21 protein-coding genes are annotated in these 19360 nt (G+C 72.8%); 11 read left to right on the top strand and 10 right to left on the bottom strand.

The window, feature by feature from the left end; translation table 11 throughout:
* Window positions 1-2052: 2052 nt before the first annotated feature.
* From P3T27_RS38200 to P3T27_RS38190, 3 genes are read right to left on the bottom strand one after another with little or no spacing between them, the layout of a single operon-like run.
* Window positions 2053-2910 (bottom strand): class I SAM-dependent methyltransferase, encoded by an 858-nt coding sequence (locus tag P3T27_RS38200; RefSeq protein WP_280685942.1) that lies wholly within the window; start codon window positions 2908-2910, stop codon window positions 2053-2055.
* A 23-nt stretch (window positions 2911-2933) separates the two neighbouring features.
* A complete protein-coding gene (locus P3T27_RS38195) occupies window positions 2934-3278 on the bottom strand; it encodes a VOC family protein (RefSeq protein ID WP_280685941.1) in 345 nt (114 codons plus the stop codon).
* A 1-nt stretch (window position 3279) separates the two neighbouring features.
* On the bottom strand, window positions 3280-3459 hold the full coding sequence (locus P3T27_RS38190) for a CopG family transcriptional regulator (RefSeq protein WP_280685940.1): 180 nt from the start codon (window positions 3457-3459) through the stop codon (window positions 3280-3282).
* A 290-nt stretch (window positions 3460-3749) separates the two neighbouring features.
* Between P3T27_RS38190 and P3T27_RS38185 the strand changes: the two genes are divergently transcribed.
* Window positions 3750-4028: a hypothetical protein gene (locus P3T27_RS38185; RefSeq protein ID WP_280685939.1), complete on the top strand. Its 279-nt coding sequence runs from the start codon at window positions 3750-3752 to the stop codon at window positions 4026-4028.
* Window positions 4029-4814: 786 nt separating this feature from the next.
* On the opposite strand, the gene P3T27_RS38180 is transcribed toward P3T27_RS38185, so the two are convergent.
* Complete coding sequence (locus P3T27_RS38180) at window positions 4815-5270, bottom strand: hypothetical protein (protein ID WP_280685938.1); 456 nt, start codon at window positions 5268-5270, stop codon at window positions 4815-4817.
* Window positions 5271-5563: 293 nt separating this feature from the next.
* On the opposite strand from P3T27_RS38180, the gene P3T27_RS38175 reads away from it, so the two are divergent.
* Window positions 5564-6172 carry an HhH-GPD-type base excision DNA repair protein gene (locus tag P3T27_RS38175; RefSeq protein ID WP_280685937.1) on the top strand — a complete coding sequence of 203 codons (609 nt, stop codon included), beginning with the start codon at window positions 5564-5566 and terminating at the stop codon, window positions 6170-6172.
* Window positions 6173-6427: 255 nt separating this feature from the next.
* On the opposite strand, the gene P3T27_RS38170 is transcribed toward P3T27_RS38175, so the two are convergent.
* The 6 genes from P3T27_RS38170 to P3T27_RS38145 all read right to left on the bottom strand — a co-directional run bounded on the left by P3T27_RS38170 (window position 6428) and on the right by P3T27_RS38145 (window position 13011).
* The gene (locus P3T27_RS38170) at window positions 6428-9190 is read right to left on the bottom strand and encodes a DEAD/DEAH box helicase (RefSeq protein ID WP_280685936.1); all 2763 of its coding nucleotides are present in this window, start codon (window positions 9188-9190) and stop codon (window positions 6428-6430) included.
* 179 nt (window positions 9191-9369) lie between these two features.
* Window positions 9370-9900, bottom strand: coding sequence for a hypothetical protein (locus P3T27_RS38165; protein ID WP_280685935.1), 531 nt, complete (start codon window positions 9898-9900; stop codon window positions 9370-9372).
* Window positions 9901-9917: 17 nt separating this feature from the next.
* Window positions 9918-10172: a hypothetical protein gene (locus P3T27_RS38160; RefSeq protein ID WP_280685934.1), complete on the bottom strand. Its 255-nt coding sequence runs from the start codon at window positions 10170-10172 to the stop codon at window positions 9918-9920.
* A 16-nt stretch (window positions 10173-10188) separates the two neighbouring features.
* Entirely contained in the window at window positions 10189-10728 is a 540-nt protein-coding gene (locus P3T27_RS38155) for a hypothetical protein (RefSeq protein WP_280685933.1), read from the bottom strand.
* A gap of 366 nt (window positions 10729-11094) precedes the next feature.
* Complete coding sequence (locus P3T27_RS38150) at window positions 11095-11559, bottom strand: hypothetical protein (RefSeq protein WP_280685932.1); 465 nt, start codon at window positions 11557-11559, stop codon at window positions 11095-11097.
* 66 nt (window positions 11560-11625) lie between these two features.
* Window positions 11626-13011 (bottom strand): hypothetical protein, encoded by a 1386-nt coding sequence (locus P3T27_RS38145; RefSeq protein WP_280685931.1) that lies wholly within the window; start codon window positions 13009-13011, stop codon window positions 11626-11628.
* 341 nt (window positions 13012-13352) lie between these two features.
* Between P3T27_RS38145 and P3T27_RS38140 the strand changes: the two genes are divergently transcribed.
* The 9 genes from P3T27_RS38140 (at window position 13353) to P3T27_RS38100 (ending at window position 19357) form a co-directional block, all read left to right on the top strand.
* A complete protein-coding gene (locus P3T27_RS38140) occupies window positions 13353-13856 on the top strand; it encodes a hypothetical protein (RefSeq protein WP_280685930.1) in 504 nt (167 codons plus the stop codon).
* A complete protein-coding gene (locus P3T27_RS38135) occupies window positions 13853-14338 on the top strand; it encodes a hypothetical protein (RefSeq protein WP_280685929.1) in 486 nt (161 codons plus the stop codon). The genes P3T27_RS38140 and P3T27_RS38135 overlap by 4 nt, the downstream gene beginning before the upstream one ends.
* A gap of 34 nt (window positions 14339-14372) precedes the next feature.
* Window positions 14373-14627: a hypothetical protein gene (locus tag P3T27_RS38130; RefSeq protein WP_280685928.1), complete on the top strand. Its 255-nt coding sequence runs from the start codon at window positions 14373-14375 to the stop codon at window positions 14625-14627.
* Between the two features lie 936 nt (window positions 14628-15563).
* A complete protein-coding gene (locus P3T27_RS38125; protein WP_280685927.1) occupies window positions 15564-16430 on the top strand; it encodes a hypothetical protein in 867 nt (288 codons plus the stop codon).
* A 37-nt stretch (window positions 16431-16467) separates the two neighbouring features.
* Entirely contained in the window at window positions 16468-17079 is a 612-nt protein-coding gene (locus P3T27_RS38120; RefSeq protein ID WP_280685926.1) for a hypothetical protein, read from the top strand.
* A gap of 29 nt (window positions 17080-17108) precedes the next feature.
* Entirely contained in the window at window positions 17109-17384 is a 276-nt protein-coding gene (locus P3T27_RS38115) for a hypothetical protein (RefSeq protein ID WP_280685925.1), read from the top strand.
* Window positions 17381-18466 (top strand): conjugal transfer protein, encoded by a 1086-nt coding sequence (locus tag P3T27_RS38110; RefSeq protein ID WP_280685924.1) that lies wholly within the window; start codon window positions 17381-17383, stop codon window positions 18464-18466. Before P3T27_RS38115 ends, P3T27_RS38110 begins: the two co-directional genes overlap by 4 nt.
* A 49-nt stretch (window positions 18467-18515) precedes the next feature.
* Entirely contained in the window at window positions 18516-18797 is a 282-nt protein-coding gene (locus P3T27_RS38105) for a hypothetical protein (protein WP_280685923.1), read from the top strand.
* A complete protein-coding gene (locus P3T27_RS38100) occupies window positions 18794-19357 on the top strand; it encodes a hypothetical protein (protein ID WP_280685922.1) in 564 nt (187 codons plus the stop codon). Before P3T27_RS38105 ends, P3T27_RS38100 begins: the two co-directional genes overlap by 4 nt.
* Window positions 19358-19360 lie beyond the last annotated feature (3 nt).

Genomic DNA, 19360 nt, shown 5'->3' with positions numbered 1-19360 from the left:
GGGGCGGAAGCCTGCGGCTTGAGCATTTCCTGGCGGAAATGCGGCGGCGCTGACGCACCGCCAGGTGCGGGGGTGCCGGCTGCGCCGTCACCGTGCGTGGCGTGGCCCCGGCTACGCCGGGGCAGGCGGTGGGTGATTGGGGGAATTCGCCTGCGGCGAATTCGCAGACATGCTTGGGTGGTTGATTGCGGGCGTCGGGCGTCGCTGCGCTCCGCCTATCGGTGGCATTTGCACCGGGCCTACGGCCCGTCAATCGATCGGATTTCCCGCCCTGTTTGGCCGGTGTTTTCACGGCCCTACTGTCCGATTGGCTGGCAGCCTCTCCCGGACTGCGCCCGGGGGTGAGCGTTGACGATGTGACGCGAAATTCGGGTAGCAGCCCCTTCCCCCGATCGGGCGAGGGTGCCGGCCCGGGCCTGCGGCCCTGGGCGTTGACGATGTGTCGCGGACTTCGGGTATCAGTCACAACCTCACCCCCGGGCCCCCTCCCCCAGTCCCGGCCGATGGCCGGTCCACCGCCTGGTTGCTGGGCTGGCGGCCCATCCTCCGCCCCTGGGGCGGGGCCTGCGGCCCTCGGGAGGTACCTTGGGGCCACCGGTCCGGCTCGGGCCTGACCGGCCCGGGTGGCGGGCCCTCACGGGCACCCCGCACGGCGGCCCCTGACGGGCCCTCAAACGAGAATCCAGACCGGGTATCCGGGGCGTATCCGGCGGCGTTCTGGGCGCGTTTCCTGGAGCGCCGTACCGCTCTATCCTACCGGCCCCCAGATGAGCGCGAGACACGAACATCAGACCTCGCCGCAACCATCCAACCCGGCTCTATCAGGCGACACTCCCGGTGAGAATACGAATTCCCTTCCGCTCTCTTTCATGGCGAAATCAGAAAGGCCCGCGAGGCGCAGCGGGCAGGAATCAAATTCAGGCACGCCGGAAAGGGGCCTACGGCCCTCTCCACCGACACCGCGGCCGCCGTTCCAAGCCGTCCAGAAAATCCCACTCAGCGTCAACAGAGCAATTCCCGGAGCAACAACACCAAACCGAACACCGGGCCAGGACGGCAGCCAGGCCGCAGCCGCGGGCAGCAGGCACGGCGGCCAGGGCGGCCAGGGCGGCCGAGCCGGGCGCAGCGGGCGGTCAGGGCACGGCCCTGGCGGCGCCACCAGGGCTTCCCGGCGGCAGGACCGCCGGACCAGGCGCAGCGGGACGGCCTGGCGGCCGACCAGGACGGCGGCCAGGGCCCAGCAGCGGAGCGCAGCACAGGACGGGGCGGGCGGGGCGGCGGGGAGCAACCGAGGCCGGCGCACCCGCGCAGCCCGGTGCAACACAGCGGTGCAACACACCCACCCGCCCCCGGCCACATAACACCAGGTCAGACCCGCAACACCGCCCCGTGTCGCACCCCGTCGCAACGCCCTGTTGCACCCCTCGTTGCACACCCCCACCCACCACCCAGGCCACCCAGCCGCCGAGCACCACCACCAGAACAAGACCGGCCCCGACAGCGGCAGCCGTCCCCGCCGTACCCGGCGGCCCGTGGGCGGCAGCCCCGGACGGCCAGCGCCTGGCGGTCGGCGACCCCCGGCAGCGGCCGACGCCCAACGGTCCGGCGGCCCCGGACGACAACCCGCCCCGCGGCTGTCGCGGGTGCTGTCGCGCCCGGACCACAGACAGGGGCTGAGGGATATCCGCCCACGTCACAGGGCGCGACAGCACCCCATGCGACAGGCAACGCGACAGCACCAGCACCTACTCCCGAGCCGACCGCCGACGGGCGTCCCACGCCGCTTCCTTGGCTCGCCGTGCCTCCTGCACGGCCAGCTCGACCACACAGACTCCTGCCGCTGTCGGCGTACAGCTGAACGTCCCCAGCCGCGTACGGATGAACGTGGCCACTTCTTGATGTGTGTCGAGGACCCTTCCCCGGCACTCTGCTGCTTGGTCGGTGAGGCCACGTGATGAAAGGACCCGACGGCATCGCCGTCGGGTCCCAGGCCGCCGCCGAGGCGGACGACTGGCTGGACCGTCCTTGCCCGATTCGACGGGTCGACGAGGGTCAGGTGATGGCGAGCAGCATGTCCTCTCCGGTCGACGGGCGAAGGCCGTCGGTGCGATCGGCGAAGTAGCGCCCGGCGTGCGAAGCCCCCGACACGTGTCGGGCGTCCGCGAAACCGGATTCGCGGGCGAGGGCCAGCATCTCCTTCGGGGTGTAGAAGCTGATGAACGGCGTTCCGGACGCTCGCGCACCTTCCCTGCTCGCCCGCAGGCCGGGGCGGTCGGCCTCGTCGAGCAGGTCGGGCGGCAGGAGGAAGGTCATCGCGAGTGTGGAGCCGGGGGCGAGCCCGGCGATCTGGCGCAGGGTGGCCGCGGTGGCGTCCTCGGTGAGGTACATGGTGACGCCGGTGGACGCGATGAACGCCGGCCGACCGGGGTCGAAGCCGACGGCAACCAGCTTCTTCAGCCAGTCCTCGCTCGCCTCGAAGTCGACCGGCACCAGCTGCAGCCAGTCGGGGATGCCGTAGCCCAGTTCGACCAACCGACGGCGCTTCCACGCCTGCGGGCCGGGCTGGTCGACCTCGAAGACCCGCAGGCGGGAGGCGGTCTCCGGCCTGCGTTGGGCGAAGGTGTCCAGCCCGGCTCCCAGGATGACGTACTGGGTGACGCCGCGGTCGGCCTGCTCGATGACCAGGTCCTCGATGAACCGGGCGCGGGCTGCCATGGCCGCCCGGAACCCGCTGGTGAGGTGCGGGTCCATGTCGGGCCGGTGGCGCCAGTCGCCGTCGGGGGCCGCCAGTTCCAGGCCGATCTCGTCCTCGAACACGTGGGGCGGCCGGTCGACCTGGACGTGCATCGCCCGCCAGAGGGCGGTCCGCACCGCGGTGCCGTCCGGCGCCGCGGTCGCTTCGTCTGCCATGGTGTTCCCCTTCTCCGTCGCAGTCAGTTCTTGACCGGAGCCTGGAGGCTCCACAACCGCCCGTCGGGGTCGCGGACCGTCATCAACCTGGTCCCGAAGTGGGTGTCCTCGAACGGCGTGACCACCTCGACGGACGGATCGGCACGGAACGCGTCCGCGTCCGGCACCTTCAGCACGACCTGCATCTGAGGCTCCCGGTCCTCGGGGACCTCCGCGATGAAGACGTAGGGACCGTCGCCGTTGCGGAGTTGGCCGGAGCTGTGGCCCGTCTCGAACTCCAGGTCGTAGCCCAGCGCCTGGAAGAAACGTGCCGCCTTGCCCCAGTTGTGGGTCTCCAGGAACAGGGCCTCGATTCCCTCGGTCGCCATGTCAGGCCTCCTTCTCGGTCGATTGGCACTCTTGCCCATGGGCGTCGTCGAGGTAGGCACGCAGCGCCTCGGCGACCAGTGCCGACAGCGACATGCCCGACTCGATGGCGCGGTACTTCACCTGCTTGATCAGCCCGATCGGCAGGTACACGTTGAACTGCTTGACTTCCTCATCGCCCACGAGACCAGGCTAGCTCGTTGCTAGCTTGCTAGCAAGCTAGCCCGACCAAGACCGGGCGCGATCCCGAGGTGCTGCGGCTGGTACTCCGCGTCAGCCCGGTGCTTACCACCGCGCCAGTCCCCGAGGAGCAGGTGCCGCAGCGGGGAAACCTCCGGCAGGTCGCCGGGTAACTGGCCGACGCCGTCCGGGAGCCGGCTGCGGATGCGCGCGGCGGGCGACGGCAACGGGCAAGGCACGGCATGCGGCAGGCCGGTGGCCCGGGTGATCGCCAGCGGCGCACGATGGAGGCGGTGAGCACGGCCGCACCCGCCTGGCCGCAGATGGAGCAGCTGCATGTCCGCCGCCACGGAGCCTTCGCCTGCGTGAAGGCCGAACTGGCCGACGGCGAACGGGGCAAGCTGACGCGCCTGCGCTACACCGGCGCCGTCGGCAGATGGGGATTCACCCCCTACTACGCCAGCAGCGATCGCTACGAGGACTCCCTGGTGCCCACCGGCCGCCCCATGGGAGCCGCCGCAGACGCACTCGACTGTGCCTGCCGGCTCCACCTCGCCGTCCCCGACATCTGACCAGACGCCAGCCACAGCCCCACCTCCGCCGTCAACCCCCGAAGGACTTCCGGAGCCGACCACTCAGCGAGACACCGAGGTGGCCTGACAGCTGGGGACGTTCGTCTGTACGCACCTGGGGAACTGAGGCCGTACGCCGACAGCCGCAGCTGGCACGCCACCGCACGGCGCAGCCGGGCGCCGGCGGGCCAGTGGGTGCCGCGGGCGTGCCGCCACACCGTGCCGGGCCTGACGCCAAGCCAGACAGCCAGCCGCTCGACCGCCCGGGCCGTCGTCTTGTCCCGGCGCAGCCGGCGCTCCAGGTGCAGCGGCTGGCCGTCGACGTGCCGAGCGAGGAGGGCCAGGAGCTGGTCCCGGACGGTGCCGTAGGCCCCGACAGGGCAACAACCCCGGTGGCGGGCGGTCGGATCGGCGTGGTCCCGGCAGACCCCCGAGCAGGTACTGGTCATCATGCCGCGCAGCCTCCGCCGCCGGACCTGTGGACAGCGGAACCGGCCGCCAAAACCGAACACCCATCCCCGCACCCAGCGATTACAACCCGAATTCAAACCACCACAAGCAACCAATCCACAAAAGCAGCAGCACGGAATATCCGGCCGAATTCACGCCCGAACACAACCCGCAACACCGAACCGACCCCCGCCAGCAGCCGACCCGGCCCCCAACCCCACCCACCACCACACACAGTCACCACCCCAGCCACCCACCCACCACCCCAACAGGTCCAACCAAAGGTCCAGACAACCCGGCGTGTAGGGCCATTCCACGCCCCACAACACCAACAGGTCACACCCTGCGGTCCCTCACCGGGTAGAGCTTCGCGTGAAGCACGCGGTCCTCCCACCACGGATCGCCCGGAGCGGACACCAGCACGGCCACCAAATCCCGCTTGGTCGGGGCCGGCAGCACCAACGGGCCCAGCCCCTCCACCTCCCGGTCGCTGACGCACTGCGGACACTCCAACCGACCCGGGCCGGCCTTCTCCGCGAGCTCCAGCAGTGAGCCCTCCTCCCCGCCGATCGAGCCCCGAAACGTCCAACACGAGCGCAGCTCCGCGTTCGCCGCGCGGGCCTCCTCCAGGCGCTCGAGCGCGGCGGCGGCCTCCTTCTCCTGCCGCTCCTGGTGCTTCCCGTGACAGGGCCAGCAGCGGCCCCCGGGGCGGCAGGCGACACCGGCCCGGCGGTCCGATGGCTCTCCGAGCCCTATCCCACGGCCGAAGTGGTGGCGGGCACCGGGCGCCACGGCACGGTCCGCTTCGTTCGTCTCCGAGCACAGGAATAGCCCAGGGCAGGTCTGAGCGCTCACCCATGTCGGTGCGAGGTTGTAGCGTGGGCACGCATTGCAAGGGACCGAGAATCCCTGCGGCCCCGGCGGGAGATCCCGCCGGGGCCGTTGCCGTCGGTGCTGCTACCGGAGCGGGTGAACCGGGGTCCGTCACCCGGATGACGGTGCCGACGCCCCGTCCGGCCCCGCGCCCGTGCCGGGGTGCGTGTGTTGCTCCTCCTCTCCCGACCCTGCCCGGCCAGACTGGGCGGATGAGCCGATCATCCGTCCCGAGCAGGCCGGTGCTGGTGGAGACCGCGGTACGCATCACACAGCAGCCCGACGCCGACGCCCTGCTGACACGCAGCCCGCTGGCCCTGCTGGTGGGGGCGCTGCTGGACCGGCAGGTGGCGGCGGAGCGGGCATTCGCCGGACCGATGGCCATCGCGCGGCGCATGGGGCGGGAGGACCTCGACGCGCACGAGATCGCGCAATACAGCCCGTCGGACTTCGCCGCGCTGCTGGCGGCCCGGCCCGCCGTGCACGAGTACCCGGCCTTCATGGCCCGCCGGATCCAGGAGCTGTGCCGCTTCCTGGTCGCCCGCTACGACGGCCGGGCCGCCGCCGTGTGGGAGGACGCCGACAGCGGCGGGCGGCTCGTGCGACGCGTGGGCGAACTGCCGGGCTTCGGCCGGCAGAAGGCCCAGATCTTCACCGCCCTGCTCGGCAAGCAGCGCGGTGTGCGCCCCGACGGCTGGCGCGAGGCCGCCGGCGCCTACGGCGAGGACGGCGTCTTCCGGTCCGTCGCTGACATCACCGGCCCCGACTCCCTGGAGAAAGTCCGCACCTCCCGCCAGGGACGACGGCGCACCACCTCCTGACCCGCCGTCCGCCCACCGGCCGCGACGCCCGCAACCCCCACCGACGGCACCCAGCCCGCGCCGTCCACGAAACGCGCGGGAACTCCCCGCCCCACACCACCTCCAGGCGCAGACCTGCTCTCCCGGGCTCGCCCCGCCCGGTGTCCGGGCCGGGGCACTTCGCCTTTCAGTGGCACTGGGGGCGCCTCGCCCGGGTGGGCAGCGAGGCTGCTGCGGAAGGGCCACGGCGCCGCCATACCGTCCAGCAGAACGTCGTCACGCCTTGGGCGGGCGGATCCGTCCCTTGGGGACCTCCCATTGCATGCCCAGGGCGTCGAGGTCGGCGATCTGCTGATCGCTGAGGCGTCCGAGGCGCCAGCGTTTGCGGGCCCTGATGAGGCTGTCGGACAGGGGGAATCCGTCCTGCACCGCCTTGGCCTGCGGGCGAAGGTGGCCATTCTGGGCGTGGAAGGCCGTTGCGGCGGCGAGGAGGCGCTGCCAGTCCTCGCCATCCGGGTCCCAGACCATGCCGAGGGCGTCGAGCTGGGCGGCGCGCCCGGGAGGCAGCGTGCCGTTGCGGTGGTTTCCGCGTTGGCGGGTCAGCCAGGCGGAGAGGTTGATGCCCCGGTGGACGGTCTTGTGGGGTGGGCGCAGGTGCCCGTGCTCAGCGTGGAAGGCCCGAGCTGCGGCGAGTCCGGCTTCGAACGGGTCCTGTTGTGGGAGGGTCCTCCAGACGATGCCGAGTTCCTGCAGGGCGGCGGTCAGGTCCGCGTTCAGGGTTCCGTTCTGGTGGGCGCGGCGCTGTTTGCGCAGCCAGTCCGCGACGTCGATGCCGTCGACGGTGGTGCCTGGTTCGGGGTCGAGGTGGCCGTGTTCGGTGTGGAAGGCGCGGGCGGCGTCCAGGTGTCGACTCCAGCGGGGCCGTCCCTGCCAGGTGAAGCCGGCGGCGTCGAGCTGGGCGACGCGCTGGTCGGGCAGGGTTGCGCGTTTGGCCCGCATCTGGCTGACCCAGGCGCCCAGGCGCAGGCCGTCGTCGGTGACGTGGCGCTGGGGGACGTCGGCCGCGTTATGGGCGGCGCGGTAGTCGAGCCAGGCTTGGATGTTGCGCCGCCAGCCGGCCTCGATGGGATCCCATTCGATGCGCAGGGCGTCGAGGGCGGCTGCGCGTTCGGGGGCGAGAGTTCCCTGGCGGTAGCTGCTGCGCTGTTTGACCAGCCATTGTCCGATCTGCAGGCTCGTGCCGTCGTCGGTGGTGACGACGGCGTCCTGCGGGATGTCGAGGTGGCCGTGGCGCAGGCGCCAGGCGGCGACGGCGGCGAGGTTCTGCCGCCATCGTGCTTCGATCGGATCCCAGACGACGCCGAGGGCGTCGAGGGCGGCGATGCGGTCGGCGCTCAGCCAGCCCTTCTTGTGGAACGTGCGTTGCTGCACCAGCCACTGTCCGAGGGCGGCGCCCTCGTCGGTGACGTGGCGCAGCGGGATGTCGAGGTGGCCGTGTTCGGTGTGGAAGGTTCGGGCGAGGTTGTACTGCTCCCACCACGGTGAGGTGGTCTGGCGGACGGTCAGCACGGTGAGTTGGTCGATGATGTGCTGCGAGGTGCCCGAGGGCAGCACGATGCTGATCTTCGCGGGCAGTTTCGGGCCGGACGTCACGTCCTGGCCTCGCTGGAGGTCCAGGGCGATGCCGAGGGGTTCGTCGTGGGCGCGCAGGGCGCGGATGACCTGCCACAGGGTGCGGTAGTCGCCGGCGTCGAGGTCGCCGATCTCGCCGTCGCTGTCGGGGACGGCGACGGGGATGATGATGGTGGACATTCCGGGGGTGTCCGAGCGGCGGCGCAGGGCTCGGCCGACGGCCTGGACGATGTCGACTGCCGATTCCTTGGGATGGGCGAACAGGACCGCGTCCACGGCGGGGGCGTCGACGCCTTCGGACAGGCAGCGGGCGGAGGCGACGGCGGCCCACTGGCCGTCGGGGACGTGTTCGAGGCGCTTGAGGATCCGGCCGCGTACGGCGTGGGGCATATCTCCGTGGACGTGGCCGGCGTACAGGGCGGTGGGGTCGCCGCCGAGCCGGGCGGCGGTGGCGGGCAGCGTGCGGGCGAACTCGGCGGCTGCGTCGATCCGGTGGTGGAAGGTCAGGGCGCTGCGCAGTCCGAAGCGGTCGCGGGCCTTGATGAGGGCGGCCTGGGCGACGACGGTCTGCAGGGCGGGGGCGCCGGGCCGGTCGATGTACTCGGCTGCGGAGTCGGCCAGTATGGCGCGCATCTCGCTGTCGGAGATGCCGACGACGGCGATGCGGTAGTCGTCCAGGTAGCCCTCGGCGATGCCGCGTGCGGCCGGATAGGTGTGTAGGACGGGACCGAACACGGTGCTGTCCGACATGGACAGCAGGCCGGGGCGGTTCTCCTGCAGGTTCTCCAGCCGGGGTGTGGCGGTGAGGTAGAGGGAGCGGATGGCCGGGAGGTGCGCCCGGTCCACGATGCGCCGTGTGGCGAGGTCCGGGCGGCCGGTGAGGTGGTGCGCCTCATCGAGGATCAGCAGGTCCAGCGGGGTGCCGGCCGCGCGCACGGCAAGGGCGAGCCGGTCGGCGGAGGCGTAGGTGCCGGCCAGCAGGCGGCGGCCGCGGGCCGGTGTGCGCAGCCATGCCGTGATCTGCGTGGGGTCGGTGGTGACCGGGCACGTCAAGTCGGACAGGTGTGTCGCGGCGTCGGCGACGGTGTCGTCGCTGCAGACGGCGAGGGACTCGATCGGCCCCGTGGCGGTGTGGCGGTGCCAGGACGCGAGGGTCTGGGCCACGAGCGTCAGGGACGGGGCGAGGACCGCGACGGTGCCCGTGGCGCCGAGGATCTCCTCGGCGGCGCGCTGGGCGACCAGGGTCTTCCCCGACCCGCAGCAGGCGTGCCACTGCCCGGATCCGCCGCTTGCCAGGCCCGCGCTGATCGCGGCGATGGCCTCCCGCTGGTAGGGGCGCAGTTCGGGTTGTCCGGTGCGGGGGTGCGGGAGCGCGGGTGCGGTGGGGGGAGTGGTGGTGGCGGTCACTCGTTCTCCATGCCGGTTAACGGTGGGCCCGGTATCGCGCTGGCGGCCGGCGACCGGGCGGGTCGGCGCTTCGGCCGCCCTGCGGGACCCACATCGGGATGACCATGGCAGGGGTTCGGCCGGGGTGGGCGTGAAGCCCGATGGTGACGGGGCTTCACGCCCACCCCGGCTGCACCCGTCTACTGGGAGTTGCTGAGGTCGGTGCGGGCGCCCTGTCCGGGGCGGTGGTTCATGGCGGTGAGGACGCGCTCGGCGCGGTAGACCGACTGGCCGCCGCGGCCGGCCTGGCGAACGGAGGCTTTGACGCCCCAGCGGGAGAGGGTTTTGCGGGCGGAGCCGGTGCTGCCCGCGTTGATGCGGTCGGCGACGTCCTCTATCGTCCACTCGGCGTCGGGATCCCAGCGCTCGACGATCGGGCCGACATCGACGCCATCGATGATCCCGCCGATGTCGAGGTCGTCGTTTTGGTTCCGGCCGGCCTCGTCTGCCGGGCCGATGAACTCGTCGCCGGTCAGCTGGACGCCGTCCGGCAGTCTGCTCTGCACGGCGTCGCGGTAGTCGCCGGCCATGAGGTCGAACGCGCCGCTCTCGGCGACGCGTCCACACCATTCGGTGCCGCCGCCGTTGATGTAGTCGAGGATGACGGCCTCGGGGGTGAGGCTGTGCTTGGCGTGGTTGAGCCAGCTGCCGTACGTGGTGGTCGTGGTCACGGGTTCTCCCGGTGTGGTCAGTGGGCGCCGGTGATGCTGTCGGCGGTCTCCTGCAGGGCGGGCAGGTACTCGCGCAGGTCGGCGTCGGTCCAGTCGTCGCCGAGCCAGTCGGTCAGTTCGGTGCGGGTGATGACGACCGTGCCGTTGTCGACGAGGGCCCCGGCCCAGACGTCGAGTTCGGGGGTGTCGCTGTCGGCGCTGACGTAGAGGACGGGGTTCTCGGCGGAGCTGTCGAGGAGCTGGCGGAGCAGGGCGGCGGTGACGGTGGGCATGGCGGGTTCCTTTCGGTCACAGGGCCGCGGCGGCGGTCTTGATGCCGGCGAAGGTGCGGGCCAGGAGGTTGACGGTGTCGCGGGCGCCGTCGAGGTAGCGGATGTCGACGGCGTCGGCGTCGTAGTGGCGGGCGTGGAGCCTGCCGTCAGCGGCGTCGAACCACAGCCTGTCGATGGCGCCGAGGAGGCGTCCCGCGCGGCTGTTGGCGATGGCGCGTCCCCGGAGGGTGGCGCCGCTGACGTTGCCGGAGCCGTAGTAGGAGACGTCCAGTCCGGCGAACTCGGCCCAGTCGCTGATGTAGACGCGGTCCATGCCGTTCTTCTGCCAGCGGCGGCCGCCGAGGGCGACGACCATGTCGGCGGTGAGGACGATGGGCGAGGGGGTCTTGCGCAGCAGGGAGGGGAGCTTGATGCGGTAGGTGAGGGAGGCGGCGTCGATGGCCCACTTGCCGGCCTGCTTGACGGCGGCGATGGCGCCGGTGCGGCACCACGTGCGGATGGTGGCCACCGTGACCCCGGCTCGGATGGCGGCGCTGGTGGTGGTGACGGTGGGCATCTCGACCTCCTCTTGACGACACATCAGACTTTGACTCACAGTGAGGCAAAGTTCAAGAGGTTTGGCGAACCACACCCGAAAGAGTGAGAAGTCGCCCCGGCCTCACGACCGCGCCCACGCGATCCCCCAACCGGAAAGGGGACGACAGCCCATGCCCCGCCCACGGCCGGACCCACTGCCGGCCCTCACCAACCGGTGCCTCGCCGGCCGGGCCTTCACGGCCTTCCTCTCCCCGGCCCAGGCAGAGCCCCGCGCGGGCCTTCCCCCGCACCATTCAGGAGCGCCCGCCGCACAAGGGCCTCCACCTGCGGCTCTCCAGCCCGTCGTTCGAGGTCTACACCAAGCTGTTCGACGTCCTCGCCCAGATCACGCCCGTCGTGCAGGCCCTTCCGCGCTGCCGTCCTCGACGTGATCGGCGCGCTGAAGTACTTCGGCCGCAGCCCGGCCGGGATCGCCGACCTGGTGCGGCCCCGGCTCGCCTCGCACCTCGGCCTGCTCGCCGCGGTCGGCGGAGCGCGCACCCGCATGCTGGCCCAGTTGCTGGCCGACACCACCGAGCTCGGCGCCGTCCGGATCGGCGACGACCCCGCCGAGGCCCTGGCCGTCCTCCACGCCCAGCCCGTACGGGCCCTGCCCGGCGTCGGGCCGGTGCTGGAACGCGCCCTGGTGCGCTACGGCGTCGAAACCATCGGCCAGCTCGCCGGGCTTCCGCTGCCCACCGTGCGGCGGGTGGCCGGCCCGGCACCCGGGCGAGCACCCGGGCGCACTCGACGATCCACACGACCCCTTGGCCAACGTCTTGCCCAGCCCCTTGTCCTGACCCTTGACCACCCCCCTTGTCCTGCCCGGTTTGCCCCAGTCAAGGGCCTTGTCCTCCCGGTTTGTCCGTGCCCGGGATCACCCCACGGGGCGGGGAAGCACCCAGCCGGGCGGGATGCTGCCGAGGTCCCGTTCCAGTGCCAGGCGCAGCAGGGTGAGGGCGTCGTTGGGGTTGGTGGAGAGCAGGGGGAGGTTGTCGGCGGCGTCGGCGACGGGGTGGCCGTTGATGAGGGCGATCCAGGAGCCGTCGTTGTCGTAGACCTCGGTCCAGCCGGCCAGGCGGCCGCGCTGTTCGAGGGCCTGGACGTCGGAGCGGCCGGGCCAGGTGAGGTGGACCAGGCCGCCGCCGAGGGCGTAGTCGCGGCGCGGGTCGCCCAGGCCGCGCAGGGTGGGCGGCGTCCAGCCGGTGGCTGCTCCGAGCGCCAGGTCCGGCACGGGCATCCCGTCGGGCTCGGCCGGGGTCGGCGGGGCGGCCGGGGCGGCGGCGCGGTGGAAGACGTCCAGGGCGAGGTCGGCGCTGTCGTACGTCTGGGGGCGGCCGAAGTGGTCGGCGACGAACCGACCGGGCCGACCGTCGCCCAGGTGCTGGACGGCGATCCAGCCGCCCACGCCCCACGGCCCGTCCGGCAGGCGGCAGGTCCAGCCCTGCGGCGTGCCGTCGTGCAGCAGCAGCTCAACCCCGGGCGCGCTCCAGATCGCCAGCTCCCAGCCGGCGCCGAACGTCACCGCCAGGTCGTCCAGCCGGTCGGGCCGGCCGAAGCGGGCGTACGGGTCGGCAACCGCGGTGCGCAGCGGTGCGTTCGCGTCGGCGGCGGCGAGGGTGTCGGCCGTCCCCGTCCCGCCGGTGGTGTCGGTGGTGTTTTCGCCCCGGGGCGTATTACCAGCGCCCGGGTGGGGGCTCGGCTCTGCCGGAGTTTCGCCCCGGGGCGTTTCACCGGCGCCGGGCGCGTCCCCGGATGGTGCCGGGAAATCGCCCCGGTTCGTATTTCCGTCCGTCCTGGCCGCCCCCGGGTGGGCCGCGTCCCAGACTTCCTGCGCCCGGGCAAGCAGCAGCGAGGACAGCGCGGGGATCACGCGGGCCAGCTCGGCGTAGGCAGTCTGCGGGTCGTCGTCCACAGCGGCCAGGAAGGCGTCGGTGCGCAGGCGGACCGCGTCGGCGACGTCGAGCAGCTGCTGCCGCTGCCCGGGAAGCGGCTGGTCCGGCTGCGGCTCGGCGGCCTGCTCGCCGCCCGGGGCGCCGGCAGCCGGGGCGGGCACACCAGTGGTCCGGGCCTTGGCACGGGCCCGGTCGGCGCGGCTCTTGCAGGCCTGCGAGTGGTACCTCAAGCGGCGGCCCCGGCCTTCGCGCGGCGGCAGCGGCTCCTCGCAATCCGGCCCCTCACAGCGCGCGCCCTCGACCTGGTCTCCGTCCAGCTCGAACAGCGCCACCTCACCGCCGTTATTTCGAACCGGTTCGCTTTCCATGGTGTGATCGTAACCAGGCGCGGCAACCGAATTTCGCCCCGGGGCGCTTTGCCTCCCGGCGTCCGATGCCGGTCGCTGCCGGGAATTTCGCACCGCTCCGGATTCCGTACCGGGCCGCCCGCGTGCAGGTTGTCCCGCCCCCGCATGCGCCCGCCAGCCGTGTTGTCCCGCATGTTGTCCCGCCCAGCGCGCTGCGCACGCGCAGGTTGTCCCCGCTGCGCAGCGCTGCACCTGGTGCAGCAAGGGTCGCCTTGCTGCACCAGGTGCAGCAGCGTCCGATGTAGCAAGGTCGTCCTTGCTGCACCCGTGACTGTCCGGTCCCGCTCGCGGTTGCACCCGGTATGACGACCTTGCCGACCGCCCCGCTGCCGCTCCACACCCCGGCCCTCGACGAGGCCAAGGCCCCCAAGGACCAGGTGCAGCGCGCGGCCGAGCTGGCGGCGCTGCACCTGGCGGCCGGCGCGGGGGAGGCGGCGGCCGCGTGGGTGCGCGAGCTGGCCGGCCACCAGGGCGAGGAGGACCACGGCCGGCTGCTGGAGCGGGTGGCCGAGGCGATCGCCCAGGCGAGCAGTCGCGAGATCATCCCGGGCAGCGACGGTCTGCTGACCGAGGAGCTGCGCTACACGCTGGCGGCGGACGTGGTGCTCGGTGCCTCGCACACCACCGGCACGCTGCCCGAGCTCCACGCCGGCGAGCGGATGCCGCTGATCGCCGTCTGCGCGATCGCCGCCGCCATGCCGTCGTGCGTGCTCGGCGACCTGGCGCGCGAGCTCGAGGTGCTCGCCGCCGAGCTGGACGCCGCCACCGCGGCTGGCCGGGCCGCCGCCGAGGCGCCGGCCGGATGAGCAGAACAGCCCGGCGCGGGCTCGCCCCCGGTGCCGGACGAATGCTGTCCGCCACCATCCGCCCGCCGCGCACCTCGCCGCCGTGGTCGCCGGCCGCCGTCGAGGCCGAGCTGCAAGCCGTCCTGGAGCGCTTCGAGCAGCGGGCGGAGCCGTGGCGGGAGGCGTTCGAGGACCTGGACGAGGACGTCCTCGCCGAGGCCGCAGCAGAGGCCCGGGCGTTCGGCACCGACCCGGCGGCCGCCGTCGACCGGCTGGTGCGCGGCCTGCTGCTGGAGCTCGCCGACTGGCAGCAAGCGATCAGTGCCCTGGGCGCCGACCTCACCGCGGCCGCCCAGGACCGGCCGCTGCCCGAGCTGGCCGCCGACGCCGGCCGCATCGAGGACGTCCGCTGGCGCCGAGCGCGCGCCGCGCTGCTCGAGGCCGTCGCCCGCCACCACCACGGCCACCTGCCGGACGGGGAACCCGGCAACCGACCATGGTGATCACCGACACCCGGGGCACGGAAGAATAGGACAGGTGACCAGCAATCAGCCCCTCCCCCGCGGCCTCACCTCCCTGATCCCGCAGTCCCGGGCCACCACCCCCAGCGAGCGGGCCGCCGCCCAGCTCCTCCACCTGCGCGAGGCCACCATCCCGGTACCGGTCCTCGCGGCGGCCGCCGAGCTGATCGCCCCGCAGCTGGAGGACCCAGACCCGGCCACCCGCGAAGCCGCCGGCGCTGTCCATGCCCGCCTGCTCGCCGCCATCGAGGACGCTGCACCCGGCCGGTAACCGACCGACTGTCCGAACTTGACCGCAGACACCACGCGGGTGCACAGGCGGGCGGAGGGCGGGCCGGGCAGCCGCGGACGTCGACGCAGCCGTCCCGTTTCAGGTTGGGCTCTTCCTCGGCTATCGCGAGGAAGAGGTGTCGGTGGGCCGGGTCCGCTTGCCCGCCGGGCCTGACCTGCAGAGACGCCTTTCGCCATGGAACTCGGCTGCGACGCTCGGCGCAACTCCCGGTGCAACTTCCCGTCCCACTGACCAGACAACGGTCCAGCACCCTGCCGAAGCAACCCGGGCGAGGCGGCCGAGGTGTCGGCGCCGCTGGGCTGGCTGCCTGGCTGGCACGCCTACCGGGATCGCCGAGCACGAGCGGACATGCTGTGCGGACCCCGGTCCAGGTGTTTCGGTCGAAGCACCTGGACCGGATCCGACGTCGGCGCGCTCGGGCACGACTGTGCCTTGCCGCCCCGCTCGTCCTCGCACGTGGCCCGCGCCCTTCACGGCGAGGTGTGTCGGCTGTCGGCGGCGGCTGAATTCTGTTTCACCCGTCGCCGACAAGGTGTGCCGCCGCCACCGCTTCACCGTGCTGGCGTCGACGCCGACACCGATCCACTCGGCCGCCGCGCGGCTCGGCTCGGCAGGTCGCGGGCGGCGCTGGTCCCTCGGATCTCGCGTAGACACGGTGGCTCCGACCTCGATGCCCCACCTGCCTTGAAGCCCATCATCGTCCTCACCGGGCAAGCCCGTGTTCGGGCTCTGTGCACGCCGCGGATGCGGTCTCCAGGTTCCGGGCAAGCCGGGCTTGCCCGGTGTACGTCGGGGCTTGCCCGGTTGCCCGATTCGATGGGCAAGCCTGTGGCCTGCGCTTTTCGTGGATCGGGCAAGCCGTCGGGCAAGCGGGTGTGAGGAGAGTTCACGGCATCGATCCGAAAGGAGGGTGCCGTGACCACCCCCTCGTTTTCCCCCGGGATCTTCGGACGCCTGGACGCCGACTGGGCGCTGCTGTGCGTGGACGAGTCCGTGCGCGCCGCCGTAACCGGATGGCTGGCCGCCGACCGCCTGGCGCCCGCCGTCGCCGCGGCCGCCGGTTCCTGGGCCTGGGATCTCGGTCCCGAGCAGGTGCTCGCCGCTCTCCGCCCTGGCCGGAACGGGCTCGGTGACGGCCTGTCCGACGAGGTACTGCGTGCTCTTCTGAGGCGCGCGTGCGGTGCTGGTGGTTTGGCGGGGCTCGCCGCACGCATCGTGCTGCAGACGATGGTGCCGGCGGCGGTTCGTCTGGCCCGGAGCCAGGTGCGCCCCTTCGGCGGCCGTTCCTTCGAGGACGTCGCCCAGGTGGTCGTCGCCGCGCTGTACGAGACCACGGTCTCGGGCCGCATTCACACCCGTCCCGGCCGGCCCGCCGCGAACCTCGTGCTAGACGCGCTAAGCCGCGCGTGCCGCGAGTTCGGCGCCGACCGCGAGCCGCTCGGTGCCGACGTGGCCGCGGTTGAGACCCGATCCGACGCCAGCCCCAGCCCGTTCGACCACGCCCACGCTCTGACCGTGCACGCGGCGGCCACCGCCGCGGGCCTCGACACCGAGGAAGAGACGGACCGCAGCCGCCTCGAACTGCTGGAGCTCCTCGTCGACGCCGTCGAGTCCGGCGTCCTGTCCCCGGCCGACGGGCGGGCCATCGCCTGGCACTACTCGGACTCACCCGTCTCGGACGCCCAGGCCGCCGCCCTCGCCGGCACCACCCCCGGGGCCTGGCAGCGCCGCCGCTCCCGCGCAGTGCACGCCCTCAAGGCCTCGCTGCGCCCCACCGCCTGACCCGCGCCCCGCCCTACCCCTCGCTTGGAGGTCACCCGTGTCTTCGCTGCCGATCCCCGCCCTCACCCTCGGGCTCACCGACTCCGCGCGCCTGCTCGTGCTGGGCGTGCTCTGCTACTTCGCGGCCGGCTGGGCCTACCTTGCGCTCACCGGGATAAGCGGCGGCATCCGCCGACGCGAGACCGGCCACGGCCCCGCCGCCGCCCTCACCGCCGCCCTCGTCTGGGCCGTGGTGGTGGTGCTCTGGCCGGCTCCGCTCGTCGCACGCACCGTCCGCGCGCTGCGCCGCCCGCACACCGAGGCACCCGCGGAGGCGACCTGGCGGCGCCCGGCGCTACCCGTCACGGTTCCATCGGCCGCGTACGCGCCGCCGCCGTGGCCGGTGCCGCCGTACTGGTACCGCCAGCGGTACGAGGCGGCCCGCACGGTCCTCGCGGAGAACGGCCCGACCGCCGCGCTGGAGGCGGCCTCGCGTCTGGTCGCCGATTCCGCTCTCCTCCTCGGCGACGACCACGCCTGGACGCTCGACGCCTGGGACCTGCTGGCACACCTCGCCGCCGTCGCCGGCAAGAGCTGCGAGTCCGTCAGCGTCTACCGCCCCGTCGCCCCTGCTTCCGGCCGGCCTTCGGCCGCCTCGGTGCCCTGCTGACCCCGTTCCCTTCCCTCTTGGAGACGAAGATGACCACACCCCACGGTGTCCAGGCCGTCGGACTCGACGCCGACGAGGAACTCGTGGCCCGCGCGCAGCGGCTGCTGATCGGGCTCGGCGCCGCCCTGGTCCACCGCCCCTTCGACACCGATGTCCACGAGCGCCTTCGGGCCTTCCTCACCGACGACGCCGCTGGGGTCCTCACCTCGCTGCGGGTCCTCCGCCAGCGACCCGAGGCCCAGTTGCGGCGCCGGATCGCCGAACTGTGCGGAGACCACATCCGCGTCGCCGGGAGCGCGTCGTGAGGTTCCTGCCGACGCGCAACACCGCCCAGCCCGCCGAGGAAGCCGTCGACGCTCTTCCCGAGGACGGGGCCGCCGAGGTCGGCGGCTGGTCGGTCGCGGCACGGGCGAACTCCACGGTCCTTGTCCGCTGGGCCGCCTGGTGCCTGCTGCTCCTCGGGCCGGTACTCGGCGCGGCGGCTTGGTACTCCATGCCGGCACCTGCGTCGGCGCTCCGTCAGCAGGCGCCTCCCGGCCAGCCCGCTACGGGGTCCCAGGGTGCTGCGGGGTTCGCCCAGCTGTTCGTCGGCGCTTTCATCTCCGCGGGGGACGGCGACCAGGCCAGGCTCGCCGCCTACTTCCCGGGGGCTGCGGGGCTGCGGCTTGAGGGAGCGCCGGGGCGGCGCAGCGGTGAGCAGCTGACGGTGGTGCGGTTGCGTCAGACGGATCGGGATGTGTGGTCGGTGACGGTGGCGGCCCGTATCGCCGGTTCTGCGGGTCCGGTGTCGCCGTCGCCTGTTGCCGACGGGCGGCGGGATCCGAAGGCGGAGGCGGCGGCGGCTTCGGCCGGGGCGGTGCACTACTTCCAGGTTCCGGTGGCGGCGTCGCCTGCGGGGGGCGGGGCGATGGGGTATGTGGCGCTTGCGATGCCGGCGGAGGTGTCGGCGCCGTCGCGGGTCGAGGCGCCGGTGCTGGTGTACGGGCCTGCGCGTCCGGCGTTGCCGGGTGATCCGCGGACGCAGGCCGTCGCGGCGTTCCTGGCGTCGTATCTGACGGGGGCCGGGGAGCTGGACCGGTATCTGGCGCCGGGGGTGCGGCTGGCGGCGGTGAGTCCGGCGCCGTATACGGCGGTCACGGTCGACCAGCTGGCGGTGGAGGGCGAGCACGGCGGCGAGGGGTCGGCTTCGGTGCCGGCCGACGGCGTGCGGACGCGGCTGCTGGTCGTGTTGCGGGCGGCCGGCCACGACGGGCTGCGGGTGCCGCTGACGTACGCGCTGACGCTCAGTTCCCGGGCCGGGCGGTGGGAGATCGCCTCGTTGGACGGCGCCCCCGCCGAGGCCGCCGCCGCGCCGGTTCCCGGGCCCGCTGCTCCCGCCTCTCCCTGATCTTCTCTTCTCCTTTCTTCTCCTTCTCTCACGCTTCTAGGAGTTCGTCATGCACGACGTTGTTCTCGCCGGCGGCTGGATCTCCACCGGAACGAGCCTCGGCAACGACATCAAGGCCCTGATCTTCACCGTGGGCATCCCGGTGCTGTGCGGCCTGTTCGTCCTGGTCGTCGGCTGGAAGACGAAGGCACCGGGGCCGACGATCATGGCCTGCATCCTGGCCGCGGTCGTGTGGGGGCTGTCGGCCAACATGGACACCCTTCAGAACAAGACGGTCGAGGACATCACCCACTACGACAGCACCTCGACGGTCCAGAAGGGCGACCGGTGAGCGCGCCCGAGGGCAAGGAGGTCCTGGTCGGGCGCTGCTACACCAGGGCGCGCCGCTCCCCTGTCGTCGTGGGTGTGGTGCCGGGCGGCGGCGGGCGCGGCTTGCGGCTGGTGGGCGGGCCGTACACGGTGACGCAGTTGGGGGCGATGGTCGTCTCGGTCGTGGTGCTGGTGGTGCTGCGGCCGGTGTGGGGCGGGCACGGCCTGGTGGACCTGGTGGTGCTGGTCGGGGTGCCGTTCGGTGCGGCGTTCGCGTTGCGGCATCTGCACGTCGACGGCCGGAACCCGGCCGCCGCCGCGGCCAGCGTGGTGATGATGCTCGCCGCTCCCCGGGCCGGGCGGCTTCGCGGTCGGCCGCTGCGGCCGGTGCGCTCGTCGAGTTCCGGCGCTTTGGCCACTTTGGGGGCGGGTCCTCGGCTGGGTCCGGCCGAGGACCCGCGATCTGGGGGATTGCCCGCGGTCGGCCGCACCGGATCCGCCGGGCCTGCCGTACCGGTGGAGGCGCCCGTCGCCTCCGGGGTGCAGGCCCTCCTTGCCCGTCGTACGTCTTTGGGGGACTGAACC

Source organism: Kitasatospora sp. MAA19, from assembly GCF_029894125.1.
Classification (GTDB): Bacteria; Actinomycetota; Actinomycetes; order Streptomycetales; family Streptomycetaceae; genus Kitasatospora.
Note: the sequence above shows the minus strand (reverse complement) of the source record. Positions and strands in the feature narration are given on the sequence as shown.